Raw genomic sequence first — 24,598 nt, forward strand, 5'->3', positions numbered from 1 at the left:
AGCGGACATTGAATCGCATAGACTGGACAGGAACGCAGCCGCCGAAGGCCACGGAGAAGGGCATCTGGGGTTGGATGTTCTTCGATTGGGCGGCCCAGCCGTTCTTTACCGTGGTCACCACCTTCATCTTCGGGCCCTACTTCGTCTCACGCCTGACCGATGATCCGGTGTCGGCCCAGACGATGTGGAGCAATATGGCGACGATCTCCTCGGTGATCATCGCCCTGCTCTCGCCGGTTCTCGGCTCGATCGCCGACCAGTCCGGCGCACGCAAGCCCTGGATCGGCTTCTTCGCGATCGTCAAGATCGTCAGCCTTTTCTGCCTGTGGTTTGCAGCCCCCGGCTCGCCTGTCCTCTATCCCGTGATCTTCATGATCCTCGCCTCGATCTCGGCCGAGTTTTCCATCGTCTTCAACGATTCGTTGATGCCGCGCCTTGTCGACAAGGCGGAGGTCGGCAAGCTCTCCAACACCGCCTGGGGGCTTGGTTACCTCGGCGGCATGATCGTGCTGATTGCTGTCGTCACGCTTTTGGCGGCAAACCCGGAGAGCGGCAAAACCGTTCTCGGCCTCGATCCGCTTTTCGGCCTCGATCCCAAGACCGGCGAGGATGCGCGCATCACCGGGCCGATCTCGGCTGTCTGGTATCTGATCTTCATCCTGCCGATGTTCTTCTTCACGCCCGATGTTCGCCGGGGCCTTCCCTTCATCAGCGCCGTGCGCCTCGGCCTGCGGGAACTCAGGAATACGCTCAGTGAACTCAAGGAGCGCCGCGGCATCCTGAAATTCATCATCTCCCGCATGATCTATCAGGACGGCGTCAATGGCCTGCTGATCCTCGGCGGCGTCTTCGCCGCCGGCATGTTCGGCTGGGCGACGATCGAGATCGGCCTCTATGGCATCATCCTGAACATCGTCGCAATCTTCGGCTGCCTGCTCGCCGGCCGGATCGACAAGGGCGTCGGTTCGAAGGCGACCGTCGTCATCAGTCTCACGATGCTGCTTCTCGCCACCATCGGCATCATCTCGACCGGACCGGGCTACACCCTGTTTGGCCTGATATCGCTGCCGACGGCCGATTCCGGCGGCCTCTTCGGCACCGCCGCGGAGAAAGCCTATATCCTCTATGGCCTGCTGATCGGGCTCGCCTTCGGGCCGGTGCAGGCCTCGTCGCGCTCCTATCTCGCCCGCAGCGTCAGCCTGAAGGAAGCCGGCCGCTATTTCGGCATCTACGCGCTTTCGGGTCGCGCCACGAGTTTCATGGCGACGCTGCTCTTCTCGCTAGTGACCTATATGAGCGGCTCAGCGCGGCTCGGAATGGCAACGCTGGTCCTGTTCCTCGCCGCAGGGCTGGTGCTGCTGATCCGCACGCCCTATCCGGCCGATCGCGTCTGACAATTTTCCCGTGCCCGATCAGTGCCGGAAATGGCGCATGCCGGTGAAGACCATGGCAACGCCATGTTCGTCGGCGGCATCGATGACCTCCTGGTCGCGCATCGAGCCGCCCGGCTGGATGACCGCCGTCGCCCCTGCGGCGATCATCGACAGAAGGCCATCGGCAAACGGCAGGAAGGCTTCGGAAGCGACCGCCGAGCCTTGAGTCATCGGAACCGCAAGGCCGAGCGCCTTGGCGGCCTCTTCGGCTTTCAGCGCGGCGATGCGGGCAGAATCGACCCGGCTCATCTGCCCGGCGCCGATACCGGCCGTCTGGCCGTTCTTGGCGTAGACGACGGCATTCGATTTCACGTGCTTGCCGACCTTGAAGGCGAACTTCATGTCCTCAAGCTCCTGCGCCGTCGGCGCGCGCTTGGTCACGACCTTGAGTTCCAGATCCTCGACCATGCCGTTGTCGCGGCTCTGGACAAGGAAGCCGCCGGAAACGGTCTTCGCCGTCAAGCCCGCGGCGCGCGGGTCGGGCAGGCCGCCGGCCGACAGAAGCCGCAGATTCGGCTTGCGGGCGACGATCGTCTTCGCCTCCTCGGTCACATCGGGGGCAATGATCACCTCGGTGAAGAGCTTGACGATCTCCTCGGCCGTTTCGGCATCCAGCGTCCGGTTGAGCGCGATGATGCCGCCGAAGGCGGAAACGGAATCGCAGGCGAGCGCCCGGCGATAGGCCTCGACCAGGCTCGATCCCGTGGCGACGCCGCAGGGATTGGCATGCTTGATGATGGCGCAGGCCGGCGCCTTTTCGGGCAGGAACTCGGCGACGAGTTCATAAGCGGCGTCGGTGTCATTGATGTTGTTGTAGGAGAGCTGCTTGCCCTGGAGAAGGACGGCCGTCGACACGCCGGGGCGCTTCTCACCCGTCACATAGAAAGCCGCCTTCTGGTGCGGGTTTTCGCCGTAGCGCATCTCTTCCTTCAGCGTGCCACCGATGACGCGGTGGCGCGGCGTGTCGATCGACAGCGCCTCGGCGAACCAGTTGGAAATCACAGCATCATAAGCAGCGGTACGGGCATAGGCCTTGGCGGCCATGCGCTGGCGGAAGGCATAGGCAGTCTTGCCGTCCTCCGCCGAAAGCTGCCCAGTGAACTCGGCATAATCGCTGGGATCGATCAGAATGGTCACATAGGCATGGTTCTTGGCTGACGCCCGGATCATCGCCGGACCGCCGATATCGATATTCTCGACGGTCGTCGGATAATCGCCGCCGGCCGCGCGCACGTCTTCGAAGGGATAGAGGTTGATGACGGCAAGATCGATGCCCTCGATGCCGTGCTCTTTCATCGCCTCCTGGTGCTCGCTGTCGTCGCGGATCGCCAGCAGGCCACCATGCACCGTCGGATGCAGCGTCTTGACGCGCCCATCCATAATCTCGGGAAAGCCGGTGATTTCGGAAACGTCGGTGACGGCGAGACCGGCAGCGGCGATCGCCTTATAGGTGCCGCCGGTCGACAGCAGACGCACGCCTCTTTCAGACAATGCCTGGGCGAGCTCGACGATGCCGGTCTTGTCGAAGACGGAAAGGAGCGCGGTCTTGATTTCAACCTTGTCGGGGGCGGGGATCTTCTTGGAAATGACGGCCATGAAACCTTCTCCGTTCGGGCTTCGGAAGACATCCATATCCGGACGTCAGCGTGCTGGCGCCGCGTTAGCACAGCTTTGCCGCCGCGCAAACAGGATCTAGCCTTTGCGGGATAAGAACCAGCGGATTTCCGTCTTCTCTGCGAGATCGAAGTCGATCTCGATCTGATCCGACCCGCAAATGCCGGAGCTGTCGGCAAAGAAGATGTCCTCGGAAATCAGCACTTCGTTGCCGGGCGCGGAAAACAGCCAGCTTTCGCCGTCCGGCGCCGTCAGCAGAACGGATTCCCCGTCACTCTGCTGCACAACGATCGCCGGATGAATATGAAAACGGGCGACGGCCTTCAGAGCTTCGTCACTTTCATATCCTTCCCGCATGATGAGCCGGTCGCGGCCGGTCATGATCGAGCCTGCAGCATTGAGCGTCAACTCACGCTCGTGCAGCACGCCGAACGTCCTGAGATAACCGTCATGGCTGAGCTTGATGCTGTCGCGTCCATCCTCGGTTTCAACACGTTCGACGCTGACGGTCCTCACCGGTTCGGTGATCGCGTGATCGAGGAAAGGCGAGAGCGCGAAACGGCTGGACGACGTGTCGTTGAGGATGACGGTCGAATGCGCCGCAGTCGTGCGCGCCATCTGCACATAACGGTGGCCGGCGAATTTTGGCGAGCCGGAATTGACGATGAAGCGATGGCGGCCCGACGACATCTCGAACGAGAGGCTGCCGGCATGCGCGGTGCGCAGCGCGCCGCCCGAAGGCGGCGCGCCGGTATCGGCGATGATGACCGTCTTGCCCCCGGAAAGCCGCTGATAGCGCGACTGCGGCAAAGCCTTGAACGGCTGGCCAGCGGTCTCGTCATATCTGAGCACCGACATCAGCTCGTTGGCGAGCGTGGAAGTCGCGCCGTTAAAAAGCGCCAGATCCCCGTCCTGATGGCGAAAGAACCGCAAGGCCGGATACATGCGGTCGATACCCGAGATCAGCTTCTGCGGCAGATCATGGCCGAGATTGACATAGGTTTGCCTGAGCGGCAGCAGGTCGAGCAGCAATTCCAGACCGACCCGCGGATTGCGCGAGATATGGCCCCCATCCGGCAGAATCTGGCTATCGAATTCACGGTCGAGCGCCTGGGCCGCTCTTCTCAGCGTGGATGCGCGGGCCGGCATGGCGACGGAGGCCATGGCGAGCGCGATACGCAGCCGAAACAGCTCCAGACCGCCGAGCGTGTAGGGCGCCATCCGGTGCAGGAACCTGACCTGGAAAGCCAGCGACTTCATGAAGCGGCGATAGAAGCCGCGATCGGCATTCTGCAGCACGACAGGCGAATGCGACAGCCAGGCGATGACACGCTGGGCGGTGACATCGGTCTCCCAGGCAACGCCTTCCATGCGGCCGGCATGGATGGAAAGCCAGCTGTCGACGATGGCGCGGGCAGCGGCCGAGCTGCGTTCCGTCTTGTGCGCCCGCATGTGCCGGAGCCAGCCGAAGCTGTGCAGGCGGATTGCGAAAGGGCGCGAGGGCAAGGTGAAGGTGAAGGGCGATTTGCCGTTGGTTTCCAGCATGCGCCCGGCCAGAAGGAAACGCCCGTTGAGAATTTCGTCGGCCACATGCGGATCGATGCCGCGAAGATCAGTCGGAGCGACGATCAGGCGCTCAGGCGGCTTGATCGAATGGCGCATGAGCTTCAGGCGCAGCAGCGCGACGCGGCGCAAGGCGCGCCGCCAAGCTTCCCGAACATACATGCTCGCAAAACGCCGACCGGACTGCATATTCTATTGTCTATTGACCCTCGTGGTTAAGAATAGGTGAAAAGCGGCCGATTTCATCGCCCACAATGAATTAATTCGTGACAAAGTTCGAATATACGCAAATGAGCGCATATCATTCGAGGATATTCGGGCGGTTCGCAAGAACCGACGGACATGATGCGAGGGTGTAAACGCCCGCGCATGGCGCGGATTCGCAGGCGACGCGTTAAGATTTAATCAGGCTGCTCGCCGCAGCACCGCCGCGTAGAAACCGTCGAGACCGGAGGCCACGTTCTCAGGCATTTTCAGCATGGTCGGAAGCGTGCGGAATTCGCCGAGTGGCGTGATCGCCGCTTCAAGGCCGGGCCAGTCGCCGGCGCTGATCGGAACCCGCTCGATCGTGTCCGTATCGGAAAGAATGCGGGCGACGACATCTTCACCCTCGGCGGGATCGAGCGAGCAATTCGAAAACACCAACGTGCCGCCGGGCTTCAGCAAGGTCAGCGCATGACGCAGCAGCCGCTCCTGCAGCGCCGCCAGCCTGGCGATGTCATCCGGTCCCTTGGTCCACAGTACGTCTGGGTGCCGGCGCGTCGTGCCGGTGGAAGAGCAGGGGGCGTCGAGCAGAATCGCATCGAAGCCTTCTGCCGGCTTGAATGTAGTCAGGTCCGTCGCCACCGTTTCAGCCTTGAGGCCAAGCCGCTCGAGATTGGACCGCAGCCGTCTTAGCCGGCTTTCCGACTGATCGAGGGCGGTAACTGTGCCGCCGGCAAGGATGAGCTGCGCCGTCTTGCCGCCTGGCGCGGCACAAAGATCGGCGGCACGTTTGCCGGTGAGATCGCCGAAAAGCCTGGCCGGGATGCTTGCCGCCGCATCCTGCACCCACCATGCCCCATCGTCGAAGCCTTCGAGTGTAGGAATGCCGCCGTCAAAGGCGGCAAGCCGCACGCCGCCCGTCGGCAGGGCAATCCCGTTCAGCCGCTTCGCCCAGGCTTCGGCGTCGGATTTGACGGTCAGATCGATTGCCGCAGGTTCGAGCTGCGATTGCGAGATCGCCAGCGCCGCGTCGCGGCCATAGGCCTTTTCCAGCCGTGTCAGGAACCAGGTCGGCATCGGCGGAACCTTGCCGATTGCCTCCAGCACCGCCTCCTTTTCACGGCCGAGTCGGCGCAGGACGGCGTTGACCAGCTTGGCGAAACGGCGATTGCGCGGATCCTGATTGGCCTGCTCGACGGCAAGATCGACGGCCGAATGATCCGGCACGTCGAGATAGAGGATCTGCGCGGCGCCGATGGCCAGAACATGGTGCAAAGCCCGCGCACCCTCCGGCAGCGGCGACTCCAGCAGCGAGGCAATTGCCGCATCGATGCGCGGCAGGTGGCGCAGCGTCGTGTTCAGGATGGCGCGGACAAGGGCGCGATCGCTTTCGCCAAGCGCCTTGTAGGCTGGATTGCCATGTTCATGATCGAGAGCGCCGTCGAGCGGCAGCTTGCGGTCGACGACGGCGGCGAGAATTTTCGCCGCCGCGGCCCGGGCCTGCAGGCCGGGCTTATCAGGCGCCGATCGGGAGGCGGAGGGCTTCTGTTTGCGGAATGGCTTCGTGCCGTTTGAATTCAAGACCACGGACCTTTTGGCGGTTGCGAACCACCGCGACCCGTATTCGGAACAGAGCGCGATTTGCGCGACGGATTAGCAGCACGGACCGGTCCCGTCGAGATACCCATGCCGCTTTGCGCCATGTCCTGCAGCGCGGCGATACGGTTTTCCGTGTTGGGATGGGTGGAAAACAGATTGTCCATCCGTTCGCCGGAGAGCGGGTTGATGATGAACATATGCGCTGTCGCCGGATTGCGCTCGGCATCTTCGTTCGGCACATGGGCAGCACCCCGGGCGATCTTGCCGAGCGCCGAAGCGAGCCAGAGCGGATTGCCGCAGATCTCGGCACCGCGGCGGTCTGCCGAATATTCGCGTGTGCGGCTGATCGCCATCTGCACCAGCATGGCGGCGAGCGGCGCCACGATCATCGCGACGAGGACGCCGACGAAGCCGAGCGGATTGTTGTTGTTGTCGCGGTTGCCGCCGAAGAAAAAGGCGAAGTTGCCGAGCATCGAGATCGCCCCGGCAAGCGTTGCCGTAATCGTCATGGTCAGCGTGTCGCGGTTCTGGATATGAGCGAGCTCATGCGCCATCACGCCTGCGACCTCCTCGGGTGACAGGGCGCTGAGCAGGCCGGTCGAGGCGGCGACGGCGGCATTTTCAGGATTGCGGCCGGTGGCGAAGGCATTCGGCTGCGGGCTGTCGTAGAGATAGACCTTCGGCATCGGCAGGCCGGCATTGCGGGCAAGGTCGCGCACGATCGCAAAGAATTCCGGCGCGTTCCGCTCATCGATCTGCTGCGCGCGGTAGGCCGCAAGCACCATGCGATCGGAGTTCCAATAGGAGAAGAAATTCATGCCGGCGGCTATGACGAACGCGATCATCATGCCGCCCCGGCCGCCGATCAGAAAGCCGACGAACATGAAAAGCGCCGTCATGAAGGCAAGCAACATGGCAGTGCGAACGAGGTTCATGGTGAATCTCCAACTCCGATTTCGGCGTTACCAGCTTTTAATCGCTGTACCGGCGCATTATGATTTGGTTACTCACCCGCCATTTTCAATATTTCCGGCAGGAGAAGCCAATGCAGGAAGCCGATAACGACAATAGCCAAACGCCGACGGCCGAGGGACTGGAGCCGCCGCGCAAGCTACTGTCGCCGGCGGCCCAGCGTGCGCTTGCCGAGGCTGAGGAGCGGCGCAAGAACCAGAAACCGCTGGAGCTGCCGCCGGAGACCGGCGGCCGCGGCGGCGCCGAGCCCGCCCGCTTCGGGGATTACGAGATCAACGGCCGGGCAATCGATTTCTAAGCTGCGATTGTCAACGCCGATACTGAGCCACGCCATCAAAAACGCGCTATCGGCGTAAAGCGAGCCGCTCCAGGACCCGGATGGTCAGAGCGGCTCTTTATGTCAGGCGGTCACCTTGTTCTGCCGGTTGGCGATCAGATCGTCGACGACGGCTGGATCGGCAAGCGTCGAGGTGTCGCCAAGCGCGCCGAAATCGTCCTCGGCGATCTTGCGCAGGATGCGCCGCATGATCTTGCCGGAGCGGGTCTTCGGCAGGCCAGGCGCGAACTGGATCTTGTCGGGCGCGGCGATCGGGCCGATTTCGGCGCGCACATGTTTCACCAGGTCCTGGCGGAGTGTATCAGTGCCTTCGTGTCCGGCCATCAAGGTCACATAGCAATAGATGCCCTGGCCCTTGATCGCATGCGGGTAACCGACGACCGCGGCCTCCGAAACCAGATTGTGCGAGACGAGTGCCGATTCCACCTCCGCCGTACCGAGCCGGTGGCCGGAAACATTGAGCACGTCGTCGACGCGGCCGGTGATCCAGTAATAGCCGTCTTCATCGCGCCGGCAGCCGTCGCCGGTGAAATATTTGCCCTTGTAGGTGGAGAAATAGGTCTGGATGAAGCGGTCGTGATCGCCATAGACCGTGCGCATCTGGCCCGGCCAGCTGTCGGTGATGCAGAGATTGCCGTCGGCGGGACCTTCCAGCACCTTGCCCTCATTGTCGACCAGCTGCGGTTTGATGCCGAAGAACGGCGTCGTCGCCGAACCGGGCTTCAGATCGGTGGCGCCAGGCAGCGGCGTGATCATGTGGCCGCCGGTTTCCGTCTGCCACCAGGTGTCGATAACCGGGCAGCGCTTGTCGCCGACGACATTGTAATACCATTCCCAGGCTTCCGGGTTGATCGGCTCGCCGACCGTGCCGAGCAGGCGCAATGAAGAGCGCGACGAGCGCGTGACGAATTCGTCGCCGGCCCCCATCAGCGAGCGGATCGCCGTTGGCGCCGTGTAGAAGATGTTGACCTTGTGCTTGTCGATCACTTCCCAGAACCGGCCCTGATCCGGGAAATTCGGCACGCCCTCGAACATCAGCGTCGTCGCGCAATTGGCAAGCGGCCCATAGACGATATAGGAATGGCCGGTGACCCAGCCGACATCGGCCGTGCACCAGTAGATGTCTCCGTGATGATAGTCGAAGACATATTCGTGCGTCATCGAGGCATAGACGAGATAGCCGCCTGTCGTGTGCAGTACGCCCTTCGGCTTGCCGGTCGAGCCTGACGTATAAAGGATGAAGAGCGGGTCTTCCGCCTTCATCTTCGCCGGCGGGCATTCCGGCTTCACCGTGGTGATTTCCTGGTGATACCAGAGATCGCGGCCGGGAGCCCAGCCGGTCTTGCCGCCGGTGCGGCGCACGACCAGCACCTTGCTGACATTGACGTGCTGGCGGGCGGCGATGTGGATCGCCGTATCGGTATTGTCCTTCAGCGGCACCGGCTTGCCGCCGCGCACGCCCTCGTCGCAGGTGATGACGAAGGTGGATTCGCAGTCGACGATGCGCCCTGCCAGCGCCTCGGGCGAGAAACCGCCGAAGACGACCGAATGCACCGCGCCGATGCGGGCGCAAGCGAGCATCGCGTAAGCGGCCTCGGGGATCATCGGCATATAGATGGTGACGCGATCGCCCTTTTTGACGCCGTGCTTCTTCAACACGTTCGCCATCCGGCAGACATGCTCGTAGAGCTCGTTATAGGTGATCTTCTTGTCGATGTAGGGATTGTCGCCTTCCCAGATGATCGCCACCTGGTCGCCATTCGTCTTCAGATGGCGGTCGATGCAATTATACGAGACGTTCGTCTGGCCGTCCTCGAACCACTTGATCGAGACCTTGCCGGTAAAGGAGGTGTTCTTGACCTTGGTGTAGGGCTTGAACCAGTCGATCCGCTTGCCGTGCTTGCCCCAGAACTTGTCCGGGTTTTCGACGCTTTCCTCGTACCATTTCAGGTACTTCTCCTTATCGATCAGGGCACGCGCCTTCACCGGCTTCGTAACCGGATAGATCTTCTCCGACATGGAACTCCTCCTCATGGGACATGCGACGGGCCAAGCGATCTATGAGCCCGAACTTCAAATCACGGCAATTCATAGCAGGTCGCATCGCCACGGCAATTAGACAAAGGTCATTTGATTTCGGAAGAATTGCAATTCTGCGACAGTCCGGTTATATAGCGGCATATTTCCCGGACATTGTGGTGACAATCCACGGACCGCGACCGGCGCGGACGATAGAAGGACTATATCCATGGCTCAAACACTGCTCATGCCGAAGGCGACTGCCATCTGGCTTGTCGACAACACGGCGCTGTCTTTCGATCAGATCGCGCAGTTCTGCAAACTGCACCCGCTCGAGGTCAAGGCGATCGCCGATGGAGAAGCGGCGCAGGGCATCAAGGGCCTCGATCCGATCTCGACCGGACAGCTTTCCCGCGACGAGATCGCCCGCGCCGAAGCCAACCCGAACCACAAGCTCAAGCTTTCCGAACCGAAGGTGCGTGTGCCGGAATCCAAGCGCCGCGGCCCGCGTTATACGCCGGTTTCCAAGCGCCAGGATCGCCCGAACGCCATTCTCTGGCTCGTTCGCAACCATCCGGAGCTGAAGGACGCGCAGATTTCCCGCCTCGTCGGCACGACCAAATCGACGATCGAGCAGATCCGCGAGCGCACCCACTGGAATTCCGCCAATCTGGCGCCGATGGATCCGGTGACACTTGGCCTCTGCAGCCAGATCGATCTCGACATGGAAGTGGAAAAGGCCTCCAAGGGTCGTCCACTGCCGACCGCCGCCGAACTTGGCGCGACGCTGCAATCGGCACAGGAAACCGAACGCCTCACGCCGAGCTACGAGCGCGAAGAGGAAAAGGAAATCGACGCCGATGCCGTCTTCCGCAAGCTGAGCTCGCTGCGCTCGGCCCCGAAGGACGAGGACGACGAAGATCAGTACTGAGATATCAGCTATCTCGTCAAAAACCCCGCCGGGTGAACCGACCGGCGGGGTTTTTTATTGAGGATCGGATCAGCTGCGGAACAGGGTGAGGATGTTCTGCGCCGAGGTATTGGCGATCGAAAGCGACTGAATGGCGAGCTGCTGCTGTGTCTGCAACGCCGAGAGCCTGCTCGATTCCTCCTCCATATCGGCATCGACCAGGCGACCGACGCCGGAGTCGATCGAATCGTGAAGGCCGCTGACAAAAGTTTCCTGCAGCTGGATACGGGTCGAGATCGAGCCGAGGGCCGAGCCGGCGGCAATCATGGCGCCGAGAACCAGCTCGATGCCCGTCAAGGCCGAATCGAGCTGGCCCTGCGTGAAGTTGCTGATGTCGAGCGCATAGATCGACGGCATGACGATGACGGTGCCGCCATAGGTTCCGTTGAAGGCGGTGCCGATGATACCGCTGGTCGTCTCGATCGCACCGGTGGAGGTCATGCCGAAGAGCACGTTTCCGAGCGTGCCTGAATTCAGCACATAGTCCGTCATCTTCACTGAAACGGCATTGCTGCCATCGCGGACGAAGGACGAGACGACGCTCTTCGTGCCGGAAGCGCCGGCGACCCAGTTTTCACCGGAGAAGGACGCCGATTGAGCGATGCTGAGCAACTGCTCCTGCAGCTGGTCGAGCTCCTGCTGTATCTTCGTCTTGTCGACGCCCTTTTCCGTGGCGGCGACGATCTTCGCCTTGATTTCGCTGACGACGTCGATGGCGCTGTCCATGGCCGAATAGGCGGTGTCGACCTTCGCCGCGCCGAGACCGAGGGCGTCTGAGACAGCCGAGAGAGCCTTGTTGTCCGAGCGCATGGTCGTTGCGATCGACCAGTAAGCCGCATTGTCGGCCGCCTTTTCGACACGATAACCCGAGGAAACACGACCCTGGGTGTCCTTGAGGCTATCGTTTACCCCGCGCAAAGTCTGCAGCGCTGCCATGGCAGCGTTGTTGGTAAGGATGCTTGTCATGATCCGTTCCACAATCGTAGAGAAAGGGGCATTCCGGACTACCGCGCCGCGCGTCTTTCAGACGCGCAAAGGACGCTGTAGCACTTCAACTGCTGCATAATTTTATCCTTAAATCGATTCCGATTTAAGGAATTATGCAGTAGGCCGGTAACGGCGACCGCGTCATGCAAAGCCTGCTATGCAAGCCATTGCCGTTAACAAATCCTTGCGCAACATGGTTAACAATTTCTCAATTAGACTTATTGAAAGTTTAATTTCACAGCGGCAGCGAGCCGAAACCTCGCTTGCGCAGCGCCTCGGCGATCTCCTCCAAAATCGCCGGATCATCAATGGTTGCAGGCATTTTCCAGGGTATGCCGTCCGCAATTTTCTGCATCGTCCCGCGCAGGATCTTGCCGGAGCGGGTCTTCGGCAAACGATGAACGGTGATGGCGGTTTTGAAGGCCGCGACAGGACCGATCGATTCGCGAATCATCGCCACGACCTCTGATTCGATCACCGCCGTTTCACGGGAAACATCCCGTTTCAGCACCAGGAAGCCGCAGGGGGCCTGGCCCTTCAGCGCATCGGCGATACCGATGACCGCGCATTCGGCGACATCGGGATGGCGTGCGCAGACCTCCTCCATCGCTCCCGTGGAAAGCCGATGACCGGCGCAATTGATGATGTCGTCGGTGCGCGACATGATGAAGAGATAGCCGTCCTCGTCGACATAGCCGGCATCGGCGGTCTTATAGTAACCGGGGAACTCGTCGAGATAGGCCGAGCGGAAACGCTCGTCGGCGTTCCAGAGAGTCGGCAGGCAACCCGGCGGCAAAGGCAGCTTGATGACGATATTGCCGAGCGTTCCGGCCTCGATCGGATGGCCGGCGTCGTCAAGCACTGTGATATCGTAACCCGGCATCGGCAACGTCGGCGATCCGTGCTTGACGGGAAGGGCGCCGAGACCGAGCGGATTGGCGGCGATCGGCCAGCCTGTCTCCGTCTGCCACCAGTGATCGATGACGGGCACACCGAGCATGTGCTCGGCCCATTTCAGCGTCTCGGGATCGGCCCTCTCGCCGGCGAGAAACAGCGCCCGGAAATCCGGCATGGGATAATTCCGCAGCAGTTCGCCGTCGCCATCCTCCCGCCGAATAGCGCGGAATGCGGTCGGCGCCGTGAAGAGCACCCGCACCCTATATTCCGAGACGACCCGCCAGAATGTGCCGGCATCCGGCGTGCCGACCGGCTTACCTTCGAAGATCAGCGTCGTCACCCCTGCGATCAACGGGGCATAGACGATATAGGAATGGCCGACCACCCAGCCGATATCCGAAGCCGTCCAAAAAACCTCGCCGGGCTTCAAGCCGTAGATATTGCGCATCGACCAGTTGAGGGCGACCATGTGGCCGCCATTGTCGCGCACGACGCCCTTCGGCTGACCCGTGGTGCCGGAGGTGTAGAGAATGTAGAGCGGGTCCGTCGCCTTGACGGAAACACAGGCGACCTCGGTCCCGCGATGGCGCGCCACCGCCGCCTCGAAATCCTGATCGCGGCCACTGACGAGATCTGCGTTAAGCTCCGGCCGCTGCAGCACCAGGCAGTGTGCCGGCTTGGCCCTCGCGATCTCGATGGCCTGGTCGACGAGCGGCTTATAGGCGACAACACGGCCGGGCTCGAGCCCACAGCTCGCGGTGATCACCAGCCTGGCGCCGCTGTCATCGATGCGCGCCGCAAGTTCGCTGGCGGCAAAGCCGCCGAAAACGACGGAATGAACCGCGCCGATGCGGGCGCAGGCGAGCATCGAAAACACTGCCTGCGGTACCATCGGCATATAGAGGATCACGCGATCACCCTTGGCGACCCCGAGAGCGAGCAGCGTCGCGGCAATGGCCTTTACCTCGCCGAGTGCCTCGTCATAGGTGAAACGGTGTTTCTCGCCGGTCATGGCGCTGTCGAAGATGACTGCCGTTTCGCTGCCGCGCCCTGAAGCCACATGCCGGTCCAGGCAGTTGTGGCAGGTATTGGTCTCGGCACCTGGAAACCACCGGCCATAGACACCGTCGTCGGGGGCGAATATCCGCTCCGGCGGCTTGAACCAGTCGAGATCGGCGGCAGCCTCGCGCCAGAAGGTTTCAGGATCGCGTTTCCAGGCCGCATAGACCTGATGATAGCCGTTCTGCATCTGCTCCTCCCCAGGAAATGCAAGCCTTGAAGTCAATTTAGGCAGTGAGGGGGAGGACGGGAAGCCCGACCAAAGGGGTATCAGCGCGCGCCGAAAATCGCCGATCCGACACGCACGCTGGTGGCGCCGAATGCAATCGCCGTCTCGTAATCGCCCGACATGCCCATGGAGAGCTTTTCGACGCTGCACTTGCGGGCGAGCTTGGCCAGCAGGGCGAAATGCGGCCCGGGATTTTCCTCGGCCGGCGGAATGCACATCAAGCCTTCGATCGAAAGACCGAGTTCGCCACGGCAAAGCGAGATGAAGCCTGGCGTGTCGTCAGGGGCAATGCCGGCCTTCTGCGGCTCGAGGCCGGTATTGACCTGGACATAGAGCCGCGGCGTCCTGCCTTGCCGCTTCATCTCCTCGGCAAGTGCGCGGGCGATCTTTTCCCGGTCCACCGTCTCGATGACATCGAAAAGCGCCACCGCATCCGCAGCCTTGTTCGATTGCAGCGGTCCGATCAGATGCAGCTCGATGTCAGGATGCTCGGCCTTCAGATCAGGCCATTTGCCCTGGCTTTCCTGCACCCGGTTCTCGCCGAATACGCGCTGTCCGGCGGCGATGGCAGGACGGATCGCATCCGCCTCGAAGGTCTTCGACACCGCGACCAGCTGTACGGAACCGGCCGGACGACCTGCCTGGCGTTCTCCGGCCGCAATCCGCGACCGCACGTCATCCAAGCGCTCTTGAAGTTCCATCGTTCTGCCTCGACATACCAGCATGAAAGGATCGGCACTGAACTAACCCAGCCATTCTGTGCTTGCCAAGACCCGCGCGCGTGAAATCTCACGGCTTCGAATGCAGATCGGACGCCTGCAGCGCCTGCAAAACTTGACGCTACGGTGGTTTCATGGTGAAGGTCTCGGCCGACCTCCCCTGATTTTCCGGAAATACGAATACCATGGCCACCGAACGTTATAATCCGCGCGATGCCGAGCCCCGCTGGCAGCAGAAATGGAACGAAGACAAGGTCTTCGAAACCGATAATGCCGATCCGCGCGAAAAATACTACGTCCTTGAAATGTTCCCTTATCCCTCGGGGCGCATTCACATGGGCCATGTCCGCAATTACGCCATGGGCGATGTCGTTGCCCGCTACAAGCGCGCCCGCGGTTATAACGTGCTCCATCCGATGGGCTGGGACGCTTTCGGCATGCCGGCCGAAAACGCCGCCATGGAGCGCGGCGTGCATCCCGGTTCCTGGACCTACCAGAACATTGCCTCGATGAGGTCGCAGCTGAAGGCCATGGGGCTTTCGCTGGACTGGAGCCGCGAATTCGCCACCTGTGATGTCGAATATTATCAGCACCAGCAGCATCTTTTCCTGGATTTTCTCGAGAAGGGGCTGGTCTACCGCAAGCAGTCGAAGGTCAATTGGGATCCGGTCGACAATACAGTTCTCGCCAACGAACAGGTGATCGACGGCCGCGGTTGGCGTTCGGGCGCGCTGGTCGAGCAGCGCGAGCTGACGCAGTGGTTCTTCAAGATCACCGATTTCAGCCAGGACCTGCTCGACGCGCTGGACACGCTCGACCAATGGCCGGAGAAAGTCCGCCTGATGCAGAAGAACTGGATCGGCCGCTCGGAAGGTCTGACGATCCGCTGGGAGATCGTGCCGCAAACCGCGCCGGCCGGCGAGACCGAGATCACCGTCTATACGACCCGGCCCGATACGCTGTTCGGCGCTTCCTTCCTGGCGATTTCAGCCGATCATCCGCTGGCCAAGGACGCCGCTGCAAAGAATCCCGAGATCGAAGCCTTCTGCGAGGAATGCCGCCGCGCCGGCACTTCGCTCGCCGCGCTCGAGACCGCTGAAAAGAAGGGCCTGGATACCGGCATCCGCGTCCGGCATCCGTTCGATCCCTCCTGGGAGCTGCCGGTGTATATCGCCAATTTCGTGTTGATGGACTACGGCACGGGGGCGATCTTCGGCTGCCCCTCCGGCGACCAGCGCGACCTTGATTTCGCCCGGAAATACGGCCTGCCAGTCGTGGCCGTCGTCATGCCGCGGGATGGCGATGCCGCAAGATTCTCCGTCGGCGATACCGCTTATGACGGCGATGGCATCATGATCAATTCCCGCTTCCTTGACGGCAAGACAACCGAAGAAGCCTTCAATATCGTCGCCGACCGGCTGTCGGCCATTTCGCTCGGCAATGCGCCGCAGGGCGAGCGGAAGGTCAATTTCCGCTTGCGCGACTGGGGTATTTCGCGTCAGCGCTATTGGGGCTGCCCGATCCCGGTCATCCATTGCGAGGCCTGTGGCGTCGTGCCCGTTCCGAAGACCGACTTGCCGGTGAAACTGCCGGAAGACGTGACCTTTGATCAGCCCGGCAATCCGCTCGACCGCCATCCGACCTGGCGTCACGTCGCGTGCCCGAATTGCGGCAAGGATGCCCGCCGCGAGACGGATACGATGGACACCTTCGTCGATTCGAGCTGGTATTTCACCCGTTTCACCGCGCCATGGGAAGCAAAGCCGACCGATCCTGAGGCGGCTAACCGTTGGCTGCCGGTCGACCAGTATATCGGCGGCATCGAGCATGCGATCCTGCATCTGCTCTATTCCCGCTTCTTCACCCGCGCCATGCGCGAGACCGGCCATGTCGCCGCCACCGAACCTTTCAAGGGTCTTTTCACCCAGGGCATGGTGGTCCATGAAACCTACAGCCGTGGCGCCGGCCGCGAATGGGTGGCGCCCGCCGATATCCGCATTGAGGAGCTCGACGGCAAACGTCGCGCCTTCCTGCTGACGTCAGGCGAGGAGGTCGCCATCGGCTCGATCGAGAAGATGTCGAAATCGAAGAAGAACGTCGTGGATCCTGATGATATCATCGCCTCCTACGGCGCCGATACCGCCCGCTTCTTCGTTCTGTCCGATTCTCCGCCGGAGCGCGATGTCATCTGGTCCGAGGCGGGTGTCGAAGGCGCCCATCGTTTCACCCAGCGCCTGTGGCGGCTGATTTCCGAAGCGGCCGACGTCCTGTCGGCTGTTGCACCCGCGCCGGCAACCGACGGGGAAGCGCTGGCGATTTCGCAGGCAGCCCACAAGACCCTGAAGGCTGTCCAGAATGATTACGACAAGCTCTGGTTCAACAAGGCCGTGGCGCGGATCTATGAACTGGTTAACGCGCTGGCCGCCCCGCTGACCAGGGTTGCGGCGGGTGAGGGTGATGCCGGCTATCGCGCCGCAGTGCGCGATGCCGCCGAAATCCTGATCCAACTCGTCGCACCGATGACGCCGCATCTTGCCGAGGAATGCTGGGCTGCGCTTGGCAATGACGGGTTGCTTGCCCGGACCGGCTGGCCGCAATACGACGAAACGCTCGTCATGGAGAACGACGTCGTCCTGCCGGTGCAGATCAACGGCAAGAAGCGCGCTGAATTGACAATTTCTCGCGACGCAGATCAGAATGCCGTCACCAAAGCCGTGCTGGATCTCGATGCGGTGAAGAACGCGCTGAACGGGCAAGCACCGAAGAAGATCATCGTGGTTCCCCAAAGGATTGTGAACATTGTCGTCTGATATCACCCGCAATGCCGGCATCGCCGTGATCCTTGCCGCCGCGGCTTTTCTTTCTGCCTGCCAGGTCCGGCCGCTTTACTCCGAGAGTTCGGGCGTCACTGAAAAGCTGGCCTCGGTTGGTTTTTCCGAGGCGGGCGGCCGCGTCGAACAGCAGGTTCGCAATCGCCTGATCTTCCTGGCGTCGCGCGGCGCCGGCGAGGCGGTCAATCCGCAATATCACGTCGAGATGCGGGCCATCTCGACCGTCGCCGATACGCTCCTGCGGCAATCCGGCGATACGTCGCGCGCCGGCCGTGTCACTGTCACCGTCACCTATACGCTGAGTGCTATCGCCGACAGCCGCGTCATCAAGGCCGGCAGCCGCCAGGCGACCGCGCTGGTGGATTTCTCCGAGCAGGAATTTGCCAAGCAAAGGGCGATCCGCGATGCCGAGAACCGCGCAGCGGATCAGGCGGCGGAATTTGTAGGAGCCGATATCGCCGCTGCTCTCAGCCGCTGAGGGCAGGGGGTTGGCAGAGATCAAGTCCCACGAATTCGAGACCTTCCTGCAGAAATCGGCGGGAAGTTATCGGATTTTCGTCATTTACGGTCCGGATCGGGGTCTGGTTTCCGAACGCGCCGCTCAGCTTGCCGGCAAGACCGGCGTCGCGCTGGATGATCCTTTCTCGCTGACGAAACTCGATATCGCCGATCTGCAGAAGGATCCCGGACGGCTGGTCGACGAGGCACAGTCCATCGGGCTGTTCGGAGGCGAAAAGCTCATCTGGATTCGCGGCGCCGCCAACGAAAAATATCTCGTCGATTCCCTGGCGCTGCTGGCTGAAAAACCGCTCGAAGCCGCCCACTTGATCGTCGAGGCCGGTGACCTGAAAAAGGGATCGCTGCTTCGCAAGACCGCCGAAGCTGCTCGATCCATCATGACGATCCCCTCCTACGCCGACGACAGCCGCGCCCTGAACGGCTTGATCGACGCTGAACTCGGGGCGGCGAAGCTCGGCATTACGCCGGCAGCGCGCCAGGCGCTGATCGCGTTGATCGGCGGTGATCGCATTGCTTCCCGTAACGAGGTGCGAAAACTCGCCCTCTATTGCAGCGGCCTGAACACGGTCGAAGAACATCACGTCACCGAAATAATAGGCGACGCCAGCGCGATTTCCGTTGATGACGCCGTCGACGCCATCCTCAGCGGTGATCTCAACGGCTTCCTCCATGCCATGCAAAAGATCAGCAGTTCGAAAACGGCGATCTTTCTGGTGCTGCAGGCCTGCCTGAAGCAATTCCAGCTTCTGGATACGATGCGTGCTGAAATGGAAGAAAAACGATTGCAGGCGCCTCAGATCATCCAGACGATGGGTCGGCATCTGCATTTTCGCCGCAAGCCGATTATTGAAAATGCGCTCCGCCACTGGTCTGCGGAAAGCATTGCGCGTGAATCCAACCGCCTACAGGCGGCGATCCTCCAGAGCCGGCGACGGCAGGTGCTGGAAGACAGCGTTGCGATGCAAACGCTTCTCTCCACCACCCTGCAATCCGGCCGCAAATCCGCGTGATTATCGCCTTTCCAGGAGCCGGCAGATTTCCTCGAGCTGTTCCAGCGACTTATAGGAAATTTTGATCTGCCCGCCGTTGCTTTTGTGATTGATTGAAACGTCGAGCCCGAGGGCATCGGATAGCGTTCGCTCAAGCGCCAGCGTATCCGAATCCTTCTGGTCGCGCCGCAAGGCCGACTGCTGCGGCTCGGACTGCGCCTTGATATTGTTCTGCGCCAACTTTTCTGCGTCGCGCACCGACATGCCCTTGGCAACGATGGTGCGGGCAAGGCTGGCCGGATCGGGCGTAGAAACCAGCGCGCGCGCATGGCCGGCCGAAAGACTGCCGGCCGCAAGCAGATCGCGAACCGGATCCGGCAGTTTCAACAAACGCAGCGAGTTGGCGACATGACTGCGGCTTTTGCCGATAATTTCGCCAAGGTCGTTTTGCGTGTAGCCATATTCAGCGATTAGCTGCTCATAGCCCAATGCCTCTTCGAGCGGATTGAGATCAGCTCGCTGAACGTTTTCGACAATCGCAATTTCGAGCGCTGTCTTGTCGTCCACGTCGCGGATAATGACGGGAATTTCAATCAGGCCTGCAAGCTGGGCGGCGCGCCAACGCCGCTCCCCGGCAATGATTTCATATCTGTCCTGCGACATCGTCCGCACAACAATCGGCTGAACGATGCCGTGCTGGCGAATCGAACTGGCAAGATCATGCAATTCGGTATCATCAAAAAAACGACGGGGATTGCGAGGGTTGCGACTGACGAACTCGATCGGAATCATCCGATCGGCGCTGACCGTTCGTTCAGCTTCCACCGGAACAGGCTGATCCATTTCACCAATCAGCGCCGCAAGCCCACGACCCAATCGTCTTTTCGATATATCATCGTTCATGATCTACACTCACCTGGAAAGATCTTAGGCGGCCAGTCTCTGGCGCTCCCGCTGAATGACCTCGGAGGCCAGTTGCAGATAGGCTTGGCTGCCCGCGCATTTCAAATCATAAAGAATAGCGGGCTTGCCGTAGGATGGCGCTTCGGATACCCGGACGTTGCGCGGAATTAACGTATGATAAACCTTTTCGCCGAGGTGGGTCCGCACGTCATTGACCACCTGCTGGGCAAGATTGTTGCGCGCATCGAACATCGTCAGGACAATGCCCTGAATATCCAACCGGGGATTCACCGTTCGACGAACCTGGCTGACGGTTTCGAGCAACTGGCTTAACCCTTCCAGAGCAAAGAATTCACATTGCAGCGGCACCAGCACCGAATGGGCGGCCGCCATGGCATTCATCGTCAGCAGGTTGAAAGAGGGCGGGCAATCCAGAAGGATGTAGGAGAATGCCATCGCCTCGGGAGAAGACAGTGCCTTCCGCAATTTAAAGACTCGATCGCTCTGCTGCGAGATCTCCATCTCGACACCGAGCAGATCCATCGTCGACGGAATGATATAGAGGTTGGGAACGGCTGTCTCGAGCGTCACCTCGCTGATCCCGCGGTCGCCGACCATCAGATCATAGGAAGAGAGCTTACGATCACGGCGGTCGATACCGAGGCCGGTGCTGGCATTGCCCTGAGGATCGAGGTCCACGATCAGGACACGCTCGCCGATAGCGGCCAGCGCCGTTGCCAGATTGATGGCAGTGGTCGTTTTGCCAACGCCACCTTTCTGATTTGCGATGGTTATTATCCGATGTCGTTCGCCAGCCATTGCCGCAATATCCGATCTGTTAAACCAAGCGCCGGAGATTCGATATTTCCAAAATGACGGATTCCTGCTCGACGGCGCTCTTATGTTCTAACAGATCGAATTCCCACCGGCCACGTGCTTCCTCGATTTCCCTCAGGTAATCCCGGCCTTTATGAAAAAACCCACGACAATTTTGCTGGCCAAGCATCCACGGCGCCGAATAGTCGATCAGCCGGTCTAGATCGGTGAGGGCGCGGGCCGAAATCGCGCCGCAATCACCGATTTCGGCGTGGGCATCTTCGATTCGAATGGCATGAACGCTTCCACGCGCATTCGTCTCCCGTAACGCCGTGCGCAAAAATGCTGCCTTCCTGTGATTGCTTTCGACCAGATGCACCCACCCATCCTGCAGTTCCGCTAGAAAAATTGCGGTGATCACACCGGGAAAGCCGCCGCCGCTGCCGAGATCGGCCCAGGTGATCGGCTGAGGGCAGATCTGAAAAATCTGACTGCTATCGGCGACATGGCGGCGCCACAAATCATCAAGCGTCGACGGCGCCACGAGATTGATCGTCTTTGCCCATTTCTGAAACAGAATTGCGAAGTGTTGAAGTCGTCCCTGTGTTTCACGTGAAACACGCAAACCGTTTAGTTCCATTCTGCAGGACTCTCAAATCTTGTGTCAGGCACTCTGGCGCTCTAACCCACTCTGCCGACGCAGATGGACCAGCAGCAGTGCAACTGCCGCCGGCGTCATCCCCTCGACAATAGCGGCCTGGGCGAGGTTGAAAGGACGGGCCGCACTGAGCTTCGCCTTGAGTTCGTTCGAGAGCCCGGACAGCGCATCATAATTGAAATCAGTGGGAATCCGCCGTTCTTCGTCACGCTGCTGGTCGGCAATCGCCGCCGCCTGGCGATCGAGATAGACCGAATAACCGGCCTCAATCTCCAGCGCTTCGGCCACTTTCGGCTGGATATTACCCAGTGCGTCGGGCCAAACCTGTCGAAGAGCGGCGAAATCGTAGGCCGGATAGGATAAGAGCTCATAGGCCGTCCGGCGTTGGCCATCGAGGTTGATATTCAAGCCCGCCCTACGCGCTTCATTCGGCGTCACGGTCAGCGCCGCCAGTTCGGCCCGGCCCGCATCAATTTCGCGCTGATAGGCCGTAAATCGCTTTTCGCGTTCGGTACTGACGCATCCCAGCTGGATTCCCAGGGGCGTCAGCCGCACATCGGCATTGTCGGCGCGTAATGTCAGACGGTACTCCGCGCGCGAGGTAAACATTCGATACGGCTCCGTAACACCACGCGAGGTTAGATCGTCGATCATGACCCCGATATAAGAGCTGGTGCGACTGAAATGGAACGGTTCCGAATCGGAACTTCGCAGGGCGGCATTCAATCCCGCTGCCAGTCCCTGCGCCGCCGCTTCCTCATAGCCGGTCGTGCCGTTAATCTGACCGGCCAGGAACAGTCCGCTCAGCCGCTTGACCTCGAGCGACGGGGTCAGCTCTCGCGGATCGACGTGATCATATTCGATGGCATAACCCGGCTGCAATATCCGTGCCGCCTCGAGGCCGGGAATGGTCTTTATGAACTCCGCCTGAACCTCGGCCGGCAGCGACGTCGAAATGCCGTTCGGATAAACGGTATCGTCATCCAGGCCCTCGGGCTCGAGAAAGACCTGGTGTCCATCGCGCTCGCCGAATTTGACCAGCTTATCTTCGATGGACGGGCAATAACGTGGGCCGACGCCCTCGATTTGTCCGGAATACATCGCCGAGCGCTTGATGTTGTCAACGATGATACGGTGTGTCGCTTCCGTCGTCCGGGTGACGCCGCATTCGATCTGCGGGGTGGTGATCGAATCGGTCATAAAGGAGAAGGGCACAAGCTCCTCATCCGCCCCCTGGCGACCGACGGACTGCCAATCGATTGTCTTGCCATCCAGCCGGGCCGGCGTTCCGGTCTTCAATCGCCCCAGCCTGAGCCCCAGCCGCGCCAGCGTGGCCGACAGACCGATCGAAGGAGCCTCGCCAACGCGGCCGGCTGGCGTCTTTTCTGAGCCGATATGGATAAGACCGCGCAGGAAGGTGCCGGTCGTCAAGACCACTGCAGGTGCCTTCAGCAATCGGCCGTCCTTCATGATGACGCCCGCAACCCGGCCGTCGACTACGTCGAGGTCGAAGGCGTCGCCCTCGACAATGTCCAGGCCTGGCGTCGCTTCGATCGCAGCAAGCATCGCCAATCGGTAAAGCTTCCGATCCGCCTGAGTCCGTGGACCGCGGACTGCCGCACCTTTCTTCCGGTTCAATATCCGGAACTGAATACCGGCAACGTCGGCGACGCGGCCCATCAGGCCGTCCATCGCGTCAACCTCACGTACCAGATGTCCCTTACCAAGCCCTCCGATCGCCGGATTGCATGACATGACGCCAATTGTCTCTCGTCTGTGGGTAACGAGAGCAGTCTTCGCACCGAGGCGGGCAGCCGCGCTGGCCGCCTCCGTCCCTGCATGGCCGCCGCCTATCACAATCACATCATATACGCCGAACATATCCAAACTCCAATAACGGCAGGGGTTTCACGTGAAACTTCGAGAACCGCAGCCTGAGAAGGTTTCACGTGAATCATTTGCCGATGCAAAATTCCGAGAAGATCACATCGAGCAGCTGTTCGACATCCACCCGCCCCGTAATTCTCCCCAAATATTCCGCTGCAAGCCGAAGCTGCTCGGTGCGAAGTTCCAGACTTGCGTCTGTCTCCGCGATGGCCGCATCGAGCGCCGCCAAACATTTCGTCAGCGAATCCTTATGCCGCTGCCGGCTGGGAATAGCCAGAGACAAGCCACCGAAACGTTCGGCGACAATGCGCCCGATCAGCTGCCGCAATTCCGGCAGACCATCACCCGTCGCCGTCGAGATTTGCAGATCATATTGATCGGGACCGGCCTTGATGAGATCCTTTTTCGTCCCGACAGTAACATGGGGCAAAGCCCGCTCCAAGTCGCCGGGGATCACTGGATTGCTCATGTCGACCAGAAGCAGCGCCAGATCGGCATCGCGAAGCGCAACGCGCGCCCGCCGCACGCCCTCCATTTCGACCCGGTCGTCCGCCACCCGCAGACCGGCGGTGTCATAGAGCTTGACCAGATAGCCGTCAATATCGAGATCGACCTGCAGAACGTCGCGCGTGGTTCCTGCAATCTCCGTAACGATCGCGACGTCACGCCGGGCGAGAGCGTTCAGTAGACTCGACTTTCCGGCATTTGGGGCGCCGGCGATCACCACCTTGAAGCCGTCCCTGATGATCTCCCCCGCCGACGCCGCGTCGAGATGACGTCCGATCTCGTTCCGAAGCCGCATGATGTCGGCCCACACCGTATCCGACACGGAACCCGGAACATCGTCCTCGTCAGGAAAATCAAGCTCCGCTTCGATCAACGCGCGAGCGCGGGTTAATCGTTCCGCCCACGAATCGTAAATCGCCGAGATGCCGCCGGCGCTCTGTTCCACCGCCAGACGGCGCTGCATCTCGGTTTCGGCGCTGATGAGATCGGCAAGCCCTTCGACTTCGACCAGATCGAGCTTGCCATTTTCGAAAGCGCGGCGTGAAAACTCGCCTTCAATCGCCATTCGGACACCCGGAGTCTCGCCAAGCGCGTGAAACAGGGCCGCCAGCACGGCCTTGCTGCCATGGATCTGCAACTCGGCGACATCCTCGCCGGTGAACGAGTTCGGGGCGGGAAAGAACAGCACTAGGCCATTGTCGATCGGCTGTTTGTTACGGGCCCGAATCGTTCGGTAGGAGGCCACCCGATCGGCCGGTACGGATCCGACCAACTGGCCCAATAGATCTCTGGTCAACGGACCGCTGACGCGAATAACCGAAACACCCGAAGGCGGAGTACCGCTGGAAAGCGCATAAATGGTGTCGTTCATGGCCATGTCGTCCGG

Annotated in this window: 19 protein-coding genes; 6 read left to right on the forward strand and 13 right to left on the reverse strand. The window is 60.9% G+C overall.

Annotated elements, in window-relative coordinates:
- The first annotated feature begins 8 nt into the window (after positions 1–8).
- Positions 9–1,394: an MFS transporter gene (locus J0663_RS08555; RefSeq protein ID WP_207243984.1), complete on the forward strand. Its 1,386-nt coding sequence runs from the start codon at positions 9–11 to the stop codon at positions 1,392–1,394.
- Between the two features lie 18 nt (positions 1,395–1,412).
- Here the strand turns inward: J0663_RS08555 and purH are convergent, their stop codons facing one another.
- From purH to htpX, 4 genes are all read right to left on the reverse strand, one after another.
- The gene (purH, locus tag J0663_RS08560) at positions 1,413–3,029 is read right to left on the reverse strand and encodes a bifunctional phosphoribosylaminoimidazolecarboxamide formyltransferase/IMP cyclohydrolase (protein WP_207243985.1); all 1,617 of its coding nucleotides are present in this window, start codon (positions 3,027–3,029) and stop codon (positions 1,413–1,415) included.
- A 96-nt stretch (positions 3,030–3,125) separates the two neighbouring features.
- Positions 3,126–4,799 (reverse strand): heparinase II/III family protein, encoded by a 1,674-nt coding sequence (locus J0663_RS08565; RefSeq protein ID WP_207243986.1) that lies wholly within the window; start codon positions 4,797–4,799, stop codon positions 3,126–3,128.
- A gap of 216 nt (positions 4,800–5,015) precedes the next feature.
- Positions 5,016–6,401: an RsmB/NOP family class I SAM-dependent RNA methyltransferase gene (locus J0663_RS08570; protein ID WP_207243987.1), complete on the reverse strand. Its 1,386-nt coding sequence runs from the start codon at positions 6,399–6,401 to the stop codon at positions 5,016–5,018.
- Positions 6,392–7,348 carry a zinc metalloprotease HtpX gene (gene htpX, locus J0663_RS08575; protein ID WP_207243988.1) on the reverse strand — a complete coding sequence of 319 codons (957 nt, stop codon included), beginning with the start codon at positions 7,346–7,348 and terminating at the stop codon, positions 6,392–6,394. Before htpX ends, J0663_RS08570 begins: the two co-directional genes overlap by 10 nt.
- A gap of 110 nt (positions 7,349–7,458) precedes the next feature.
- On the opposite strand from htpX, the gene J0663_RS08580 reads away from it, so the two are divergent.
- Positions 7,459–7,683, forward strand: coding sequence for a DUF1674 domain-containing protein (locus tag J0663_RS08580; protein ID WP_207243989.1), 225 nt, complete (start codon positions 7,459–7,461; stop codon positions 7,681–7,683).
- 102 nt (positions 7,684–7,785) lie between these two features.
- Here J0663_RS08580 and acs read toward each other — a convergent pair whose 3' ends face one another.
- Positions 7,786–9,741 carry an acetate--CoA ligase gene (gene acs / locus J0663_RS08585; RefSeq protein WP_207243990.1) on the reverse strand — a complete coding sequence of 652 codons (1,956 nt, stop codon included), beginning with the start codon at positions 9,739–9,741 and terminating at the stop codon, positions 7,786–7,788.
- Between the two features lie 229 nt (positions 9,742–9,970).
- On the opposite strand from acs, the gene J0663_RS08590 reads away from it, so the two are divergent.
- Positions 9,971–10,672: a DUF1013 domain-containing protein gene (locus J0663_RS08590; RefSeq protein WP_088675408.1), complete on the forward strand. Its 702-nt coding sequence runs from the start codon at positions 9,971–9,973 to the stop codon at positions 10,670–10,672.
- A 69-nt stretch (positions 10,673–10,741) separates the two neighbouring features.
- Here J0663_RS08590 and J0663_RS08595 read toward each other — a convergent pair whose 3' ends face one another.
- The 3 genes from J0663_RS08595 to J0663_RS08605 form a co-directional block, all read right to left on the reverse strand.
- Positions 10,742–11,677 carry a flagellin N-terminal helical domain-containing protein gene (locus tag J0663_RS08595; RefSeq protein WP_207243991.1) on the reverse strand — a complete coding sequence of 312 codons (936 nt, stop codon included), beginning with the start codon at positions 11,675–11,677 and terminating at the stop codon, positions 10,742–10,744.
- Positions 11,678–11,933: 256 nt separating this feature from the next.
- Positions 11,934–13,844 (reverse strand): propionyl-CoA synthetase, encoded by a 1,911-nt coding sequence (locus J0663_RS08600; protein ID WP_207243992.1) that lies wholly within the window; start codon positions 13,842–13,844, stop codon positions 11,934–11,936.
- Between the two features lie 80 nt (positions 13,845–13,924).
- Positions 13,925–14,584, reverse strand: a complete 660-nt coding sequence (locus J0663_RS08605; protein WP_207243993.1) for a YggS family pyridoxal phosphate-dependent enzyme — start codon at positions 14,582–14,584, stop codon at positions 13,925–13,927.
- 203 nt (positions 14,585–14,787) lie between these two features.
- Between J0663_RS08605 and leuS the strand changes: the two genes are divergently transcribed.
- Genes leuS through holA form a run of 3 tightly spaced genes read left to right on the forward strand, consistent with a single transcriptional unit; the run spans position 14,788 to position 18,962 of the window.
- Entirely contained in the window at positions 14,788–17,412 is a 2,625-nt protein-coding gene (gene leuS, locus J0663_RS08610) for a leucine--tRNA ligase (RefSeq protein ID WP_207243994.1), read from the forward strand.
- Positions 17,402–17,911 (forward strand): LPS assembly lipoprotein LptE, encoded by a 510-nt coding sequence (lptE, locus tag J0663_RS08615; protein ID WP_207243995.1) that lies wholly within the window; start codon positions 17,402–17,404, stop codon positions 17,909–17,911. Before leuS ends, lptE begins: the two co-directional genes overlap by 11 nt.
- Positions 17,912–17,921: 10 nt before the next feature.
- A complete protein-coding gene (holA, locus tag J0663_RS08620; RefSeq protein WP_207243996.1) occupies positions 17,922–18,962 on the forward strand; it encodes a DNA polymerase III subunit delta in 1,041 nt (346 codons plus the stop codon).
- Here holA and J0663_RS08625 read toward each other — a convergent pair whose 3' ends face one another.
- The 5 genes from J0663_RS08625 to mnmE all read right to left on the reverse strand — a co-directional run bounded on the left by J0663_RS08625 (position 18,963) and on the right by mnmE (position 24,589).
- The gene (locus J0663_RS08625; RefSeq protein WP_207243997.1) at positions 18,963–19,844 is read right to left on the reverse strand and encodes a ParB/RepB/Spo0J family partition protein; all 882 of its coding nucleotides are present in this window, start codon (positions 19,842–19,844) and stop codon (positions 18,963–18,965) included.
- Positions 19,845–19,868: 24 nt separating this feature from the next.
- Positions 19,869–20,663, reverse strand: a complete 795-nt coding sequence (locus J0663_RS08630) for a ParA family protein (protein WP_207243998.1) — start codon at positions 20,661–20,663, stop codon at positions 19,869–19,871.
- A gap of 19 nt (positions 20,664–20,682) precedes the next feature.
- The gene (gene rsmG / locus J0663_RS08635) at positions 20,683–21,300 is read right to left on the reverse strand and encodes a 16S rRNA (guanine(527)-N(7))-methyltransferase RsmG (RefSeq protein WP_207243999.1); all 618 of its coding nucleotides are present in this window, start codon (positions 21,298–21,300) and stop codon (positions 20,683–20,685) included.
- A 24-nt stretch (positions 21,301–21,324) separates the two neighbouring features.
- Positions 21,325–23,199: a tRNA uridine-5-carboxymethylaminomethyl(34) synthesis enzyme MnmG gene (gene mnmG, locus J0663_RS08640; protein ID WP_207244462.1), complete on the reverse strand. Its 1,875-nt coding sequence runs from the start codon at positions 23,197–23,199 to the stop codon at positions 21,325–21,327.
- 73 nt (positions 23,200–23,272) lie between these two features.
- Complete coding sequence (gene mnmE, locus J0663_RS08645; protein WP_207244463.1) at positions 23,273–24,589, reverse strand: tRNA uridine-5-carboxymethylaminomethyl(34) synthesis GTPase MnmE; 1,317 nt, start codon at positions 24,587–24,589, stop codon at positions 23,273–23,275.
- Positions 24,590–24,598: the final 9 nt, after the last annotated feature.

Origin of the sequence: Rhizobium lentis (assembly GCF_017352135.1) — a bacterium.
Classification (GTDB): Bacteria; Pseudomonadota; Alphaproteobacteria; order Rhizobiales; family Rhizobiaceae; genus Rhizobium; species Rhizobium lentis.